The sequence below is a fragment of the Paenibacillus sp. 01T422 genome (genome assembly GCF_056398785.1).
In genome coordinates this window covers 1-6,706 of record NZ_JBFTQB010000686.1, presented here as the reverse complement: position 1 = coordinate 6,706, position 6,706 = coordinate 1, and the positions used below count along the sequence as shown (strand labels likewise).

Genomic DNA, 6,706 nt, shown 5'->3' with positions numbered 1-6,706 from the left:
GATGTAGAAGGCAAGCAAAGCGGTATTCAGCAAAGTCTAGTACGCACGCTCGCGGAATGGGTTACGATCCCCACAACGTATGCCGGAGGTGCGAGATCCTTCGAGGATATCGAATTGTTTAAACAATTATCTGCCGGAAAGTTGGATATAACGATTGGCAGTGCGCTGGATATCTTCGGTGGAAACCTTTCGTATGATCAAGTAGTCGCCTACATGAAAGCACAATGATTTTGAGATAAAAAAGTAGCGAACTCTCAGTAAGAGAGCGTCAGCTACTTTTTTACATAGGAGAGGATGCATAGGATGGCACTTTGGCAAAAGTTGTACTATTCGGCAATGGTTCTAACGCTGCTCTTAGTCGTAACCGGGGAGTTGATCTGGCTCCCGGACCCACTGCGGCTGGGCTCCACGATCTATTGGATTGATGTGATCGATGAACTCATCTATGTCCTGACCCTCATTCCATTGATATGGATGGCTGGATCTATCATCCACCTATGGTCGCACAGACAGGGATGGATGTGGGTGTGTTTGATGTTGGTGATGTTTTGGCCGACCAAGTATTTGGTCACTTATCCGGGCTTGACGCTGAATATGAACCGCTATGCACATACGAGTGAAGGCCATGTCCATGGAGACATCTCAGGGGTGCTGGTGTTTGAGCGTCCTGCATTTCCCATTGATTGGGTATATGCGAAGCTCTTTGCGAAGTATACGTTTGAAGTCGAAAATTTAGGCATGACACTAGGTGAATATAATCAAGAAGTTCGGCTTATGAAGGCGGACGCGAATGCTGCTGGAAGTGCCGTTGCTTTTCAAAAGGTGGGAAAAGGGAAGGGAATCTCATCAAGCGGTGTTCGAATCACAGCCATTCTCAAGGACAGTCCAGCTAACGGCCAGATTCAGTTAGGGGATGTGATCCAACAAGTGAATGGGCAAACCGTTAGCACAGTCGAAGAACTCACTGAGCGCATGAAAACAGTCAAGCCCAGTGATCAAGTGTCTATAACGGTGCTGCGCGGCGGCAAGCAAGTCAGCTTGCAGGCTAAGACACGTCAGAATCCTGACGATCCGAGTCGGGCAGCTTTCGGCATTCAAGTGGCGAACGAAGTGCAATATGATCTTCCAATCCTTGTGAATTATCATGATTATTTATTGCATGAGGGTGGACCTTCCCACGGTGCTATGCTGGCGCTAACCTTGATTGATCAACTCACACCTTGTGGAGTAACTTACGGCAATCATGTCGCAGGTACGGGTACTATGGAGCCTGACGGTTCAATTGGCCCTGTAGGGGGATTAGAGCAGAAGGCTTACACCATTAGCAGGACGAATGCCGATGTTTTCTTTGTCCCAGTCTCGAATGAGTCGGAAGCGAAGAAAGGGGCGCCTAACCTTCAGATTGTGCCAGTACGCACATTGGATGATATGTTGAAATGGTTAAAAGATCACCCGAAACAAGCGGCTGGTCAGCTTTCTTGTCCTTAGTCTCTGGCAGCCTCGCACAGCTTGCGGGCCATGCGTTTGAATACTATATGCCCATAATGGACTTTTGCCCATGAAATCTAGGCGGGATGTCCGGAAAGGGGATTTATGGTAAGATGGGAATGGTTTTTCACCAACATTTAAGTAAAGTAGGTTCACTATATGGCAACGAATGATCAGCAGATATATCGGTTCAGTGAATCTCCCATCTGGGAGCTGCAGCGAGCCTATTATGAAGAACAAGGCATTAGCGCATGGCAAAATAACGAAGTTCCTGAGTACATCACAAGTAATCCGATGATTGCTACCTCCTACGCGGAGATGATATTTGGTTTTCTACAAGACCGAGCACAATTAGGGTATCTTTCTGAGCCTGTTACGATCGTTGAACTCGGCGCGGGATCTGGCCGACTCGCCTTCCATGTTCTGAAGGAATTGTGCGCCATGATGGATTATGCGGGAGTATCTCTACCTGCTTTTCGATATGTCATGACAGATTTGGCGCTCAAAAACGTGGCCTACTGGCAGCAGCAGCCAAGTTTGCGACCTTATGTGGAACAGGGAATTCTGGATTATGCCCAGTTCGACGCTGTGAAAGATACCGAGCTTCACTTGACGGAGAGCGGAATTAATATCCGTAGAGGAGACTTGCTCCAACCGCTGCTCGTTATCGCGAATTACTTCTTCGATAGCATTCCGCAAGAGCTGCTCTATGTGGATAATAAGCGCGTCTATGACTGTATGGTGTCGCTGCGGTTCGCTAAAGAAGCTTCAGGTCGGAGCGCCGCTGAAATGCTGGAAGACGTAACGGTCGAATATGAATATCGACTTTCTGAGGAATACGAGCAAGAATCGTATGCGTACAGCAACGTTATTGCGCAATATACCCAAAAACTGGAAGATTCTCATGTGCTGTTCCCAGTCATTGGCTTGCAATGTCTTGAACGGCTGAATCTGCTTTCGAGGGAAGGATTCGTCCTGCTTACTGCGGACAAAGGTGACCACCGCTTGGAGAGCTGGGAGTACTGTGAGCCGCCGCAGCTGATCCATCACGGAAGCTTTTCGTTGACAGCGAACTATCATGCCCTGAACGATGTTTGGGAGCAGAAAGGGGCGCTGTGTCTATTTACACAGCATCCTTATCATCACCTCAACATTGGTTGTATGTTAATGCTGACTAATCCGGCCGGATATGGAAACACTCGTTTAGCCTATCGGCGATTTATCGAGCGTTACGGTCCGGATGATTTTATCACGATCAAAGAATGGCTTGATGGGTATCTAGATCAGCTGGAAGTGCCGCAATTCCTTTCCTTTTGGCGATTATCCGGGTATGATGCTCAGTTTTTCCTGCAATTTGCAAGCCGGCTTATGGAGCTGCTGCCGATGTGTGAGGAAGGAATTTATTCCGATCTACGTCAAGGGATTTATCAAATGTGGGATGGGTACTACCCGATGAGGGATCAACATGAAACCGCTTTGGCGTGCGCAGCGCTTCTGTATCAGATGGAGATGTATCAGGATGCAATTGTCTTTTTCGCAAAAACGGACGAAGCTTATCATCAGAACCCTGATGTATTCTACGATATGGCGATCTGCTATTATGAGGTCGGGGATGTTGAAGCTGCTAGGCGTTACGCAGAGCTTACATTGAAGTTTGCCCCAGAGCACGAAGGTGCTATAGCACTATTGGAACTTGAAGATTAGCTATAAGTCAGTTGTGCAAGATTAGGGAAGGTGATCCACATGGAAGAGCAATTGGAAAAGCAATTGGAAAAGGCTAAGGAGCTTTTCGTCTTGTATCAGGGTAATTTCATACAGATGCATCGCGAGGGAGTTCTTGAGACATACAAACAGTTCGAGGTTGAAAGACAAGTCGAAATAGCGTGGTATTCGGAAATAATTGAAGCGTACATCAAGGAATTATCAATCAGGAACTGGGATTCCGTTACTGGATTGGCGTTATTATCGAAGTACTATCCGGAGGCGCAAATTATTGATCAAGTGATCGAATTCATAGCCCGCCATCTGATGGGAGCGGATAGTATCGTTAAACTCATGTATGCAGAGAAACTTCTGGACATCATTCAATCAACGAAAAAGGTCATTTCCAAAGAAAAATTATATGAGTCCTACCAGCATGCATTAAGAATTTTAGAGAATATTATTGCGAAACCACTCATTGTGGACCCGGGTCATGAACTTTCGCTATTTCAGTTAAAAGATAAGAGATCGCTTAATCTTCGAGCTAAGAAAAGCATTGATGAGATCATGCTGGTTGAGTTTTGAATCATTTTGAAAGTGGAAATGACCTGCTTCTCAAGTAGTTGAACCAACCCACACCGCAAATCAAGCACATCGCGGTCAATACCCATTACTAAATCTAACGAAGCTATGCTGCTAAAAATCCATAATAACGAGAAATGTTTTCTCATTTGTTTTTTTGGCAGTACCATCCGAATAGCGAAAAATAACATAATGGCGGCTGTAGCCAGATTGATGTAAGGAATTCGATACGAGGACTGGACACAAGCGATGTAGAAGATGCGCAGCACGCACAAGAAACCAAGAAGGTACAATTTGAATTTACTTCTCATGCTATATCTGTTAAGTGAATTTTGAATCATAATGGCGTTGTCGACGTTGGTAAATAAATTGTATATAAAAATAATAAACCAATTCTGCATCTAGAGGCTTCCTTTCGAGGACATCGGCCTGTCCTTAGAAACTAAGATCATTATATGATTGAGATTCCAAAATAAACCAAATACTACTGAGAGAGAAGAGAATATGCATGGAAATAAAAGATCTTGTACGGATCACAGATGAACTTACGGAATTTGGAATTCCCTTTGCGCTAGGTGGAAGCGGTTTACTGCACGCTTTGGGACTTGTAGAAAAAGTGAATGATTGGGATCTTCTCGTGGAGTGTCCGAAAGAAAAGCTTTTTAAAGTGATTCAAGGTTATTCGTGGCAGGAACAGAAAAGTGGCGAAGGTCACTTTGCGAGTGAATATCGGATACAAGTTGTACCATTATCCATTGATTTTATTGGTTACTTCGCACTACGGAGCGCGAAAGGGATCGTGAATTTGCCTATTGAACAAGGAGAGAGGCATACCTGGCATGGTGTCCCATTGAGCACACCTGAAACTTGGTATGTTGCATATAAAATGATGGGCCGGGAGCCCAAGGCAGAGCTATTGTACAATTACTTGAAACATACAGACAGGAACCAAGAAATAATTATGACATTTGTAAAAAATGACATATTGGATGAGTCGATCAAAAATGACTTACTCCAGCTGCTCGTATGAACTAAGAACTTTGAGCTTACGTGGCAAATTTTGCAACATTTTTCGAGCGAATCACGTTAAGAAAATAACTACAATTCGAGTCATCTCAAAATTTGCAAAGGAGAGAAAGAAGATGAAAAAACTAACCGCTGTAACCTTAACGTCACTGTTGATTAGCTCATTAACTTTTAGTTCGGCATTTGCGTTTTCTGACCTGGAAGAGGGTCAATCAGAAGCTGTTATGGCACTGAAAAATCGCGGGATTGTAAGCGGTATCGACAGCGAGCACTATGTGCCGAAAGGTAAAATCAGTTATGCACAAAGCGTGCAAATGATTGTAAAAGGCTTGAACTTGAATATGGATACGATTCGTTTCATCAAGCAGCCATTAGCGTCGGACACTTACTCTAATGTTCCAAATGATGCGTGGTATGCGGACGCCTTCATCATTGCTCATTATAACGGCCTGGAAATTCCCAAGGATGTAAATCCAAATGCAACGATTTCACGCGAGCAATTCGGGGATTTATTAGTACGTGCGCTTGAAACGAAAGGTAATTTCCCACTTGTCAAAATGTTTATTGTGATCAAGGATGAGGATCAAATTAACATCAATTACCAAGGCACTTTGCAAAGATTATTGCTGTATAAAATCACACAGCTCGATAAAGAAGGCAAGTTCAACCCGAAAGCTGAGCTTACTCGTGGCGAAGCAGCGAACTGGGTCTATCAGGCGATTCAATTTGTAGAAGCTCATGCGCAGAACCAGGCCCCAGTTGAAGAGATCTCGCTGAAGGTTGAGAAAGTGAATGACGAAGTCAACAAAGTGACTTTGTCCAAAGAAATGCCGAGTCCCGGATATGGGATTGCCATACAGTCTATTGAGTTCCAAGAGGATGGGCAAGCTGTGATTCGTTATACGATTCAGAAACCAAACCCGGATATGATGTATCCGCAAGTGATTACTGAAACTAAAGCAGAAACATTTGTTTCTGCCAAATATATAGCGATCGCTAAACCTGCGGTTTCGCAATGATCAATGATATGCTGCTGCCTTGAATGAGGCGGCGGTTTTTTTTTGTGCGTGTGCATCCCTGTCATTTGGACATGTCCGAATCTAAGTCTCTCTCATAGAATATAGCATCCTATGTTAATAGGAGGTGAGAGAGAGATGAAAATAAACTACTACACGTTAACATTGGGCTTGATTGGTGCAGCCAAATTGATTTTGGACGCGTACGGTATGGACCTTATCAAAGATGCAGATATGAACGCGATTGCCAATGGTGTTGCAGCGTTGCTATCCGTTGTTGGTATTTATACAAACCATCAGAAATCCTAATCAATTTCGGAAAGGGATGGAAATGGACAAAGCGGGCTTCGAGTGAAAACTCGGAGCTTCTTTGTTTGTTGGGGGAACGAGGAGTAGGGATAGGCGGGATGAGGTGAGCGTGTTGCTAACGGACCGAGTGGTCGTTATTCGGTGAAAATCAGGTGGGATTTGATTCTAACGGACACCAGTGCTGCTATTCATGTTCCTAGCATGAAATATGGCTATGTTTGGGTTATATAACGGTACTGGAGTCCGTTAGATTTGAAAAGCGCGTTATTAATGGGATATAACGGCATTGGGGTCCGTTAGTTAATACTGTTTCGAGGATGCACCCCCAAATTGCGAAGTTACTTCGCTGAAAATTGGTGGATGGTGACGGGATACGTTGGGGGATGCGGGAATGCGGGGTGGTGATGTGATGTGGTGGGGAGCGGGATTACAAGTAAGATCACTCGCATTGCCCGGCCGGTGTGAGCATGTAGTTTTATCTGGTGAAAGGGCTTCCTTAGTAAATGTCGAAATCATTCTATCGACGATATTTTTGTATGAATTTGGATAGTGTGAAGTAATTTTGGTAAGTGGAGGGGTGTGGC

At 44.5% G+C, this 6,706-nt stretch carries 7 protein-coding genes; all 7 read left to right on the top strand.

Going from position 1 to position 6,706, the window contains the following annotated elements; translation table 11 throughout:
- A partial coding sequence (locus tag AC1DUA_RS28930; protein ID WP_477503044.1) for a HisA/HisF-related TIM barrel protein occupies positions 1-228 on the top strand: 228 nt, incomplete at its 5' end.
- Between the two features lie 75 nt (positions 229-303).
- Complete coding sequence (locus tag AC1DUA_RS28925; RefSeq protein WP_477503043.1) at positions 304-1,488, top strand: PDZ domain-containing protein; 1,185 nt, start codon at positions 304-306, stop codon at positions 1,486-1,488.
- 159 nt (positions 1,489-1,647) lie between these two features.
- Positions 1,648-3,192, top strand: a complete 1,545-nt coding sequence (locus tag AC1DUA_RS28920) for an SAM-dependent methyltransferase (protein WP_477503042.1) — start codon at positions 1,648-1,650, stop codon at positions 3,190-3,192.
- Between the two features lie 39 nt (positions 3,193-3,231).
- On the top strand, positions 3,232-3,774 hold the full coding sequence (locus AC1DUA_RS28915; protein ID WP_477503041.1) for a hypothetical protein: 543 nt from the start codon (positions 3,232-3,234) through the stop codon (positions 3,772-3,774).
- 505 nt (positions 3,775-4,279) lie between these two features.
- A complete protein-coding gene (locus tag AC1DUA_RS28910) occupies positions 4,280-4,801 on the top strand; it encodes a hypothetical protein (RefSeq protein ID WP_477503040.1) in 522 nt (173 codons plus the stop codon).
- A gap of 112 nt (positions 4,802-4,913) precedes the next feature.
- Positions 4,914-5,816 (top strand): S-layer homology domain-containing protein, encoded by a 903-nt coding sequence (locus AC1DUA_RS28905; protein ID WP_477503039.1) that lies wholly within the window; start codon positions 4,914-4,916, stop codon positions 5,814-5,816.
- Between the two features lie 135 nt (positions 5,817-5,951).
- On the top strand, positions 5,952-6,122 hold the full coding sequence (locus AC1DUA_RS28900; RefSeq protein ID WP_477503038.1) for a hypothetical protein: 171 nt from the start codon (positions 5,952-5,954) through the stop codon (positions 6,120-6,122).
- The last annotated feature ends 584 nt before the right edge of the window (positions 6,123-6,706 follow it).

Excerpts from the sequence above, each read along its gene's own strand:
- AC1DUA_RS28915 (WP_477503041.1), top strand. The coding sequence starts at position 3,232 with ATGGAAGAGCAATTGGAAAAGCAATTGGAAAAGGCTAAGGAGCTTTTC.
- AC1DUA_RS28905 (WP_477503039.1), top strand. The coding sequence starts at position 4,914 with ATGAAAAAACTAACCGCTGTAACCTTAACGTCACTGTTGATTAGCTCA.
- AC1DUA_RS28925 (WP_477503043.1), top strand. The coding sequence starts at position 304 with ATGGCACTTTGGCAAAAGTTGTACTATTCGGCAATGGTTCTAACGCTG.
- AC1DUA_RS28920 (WP_477503042.1), top strand. The coding sequence starts at position 1,648 with ATGGCAACGAATGATCAGCAGATATATCGGTTCAGTGAATCTCCCATC.
- AC1DUA_RS28910 (WP_477503040.1), top strand. The coding sequence starts at position 4,280 with ATGGAAATAAAAGATCTTGTACGGATCACAGATGAACTTACGGAATTT.
- AC1DUA_RS28900 (WP_477503038.1), top strand. The coding sequence starts at position 5,952 with ATGAAAATAAACTACTACACGTTAACATTGGGCTTGATTGGTGCAGCC.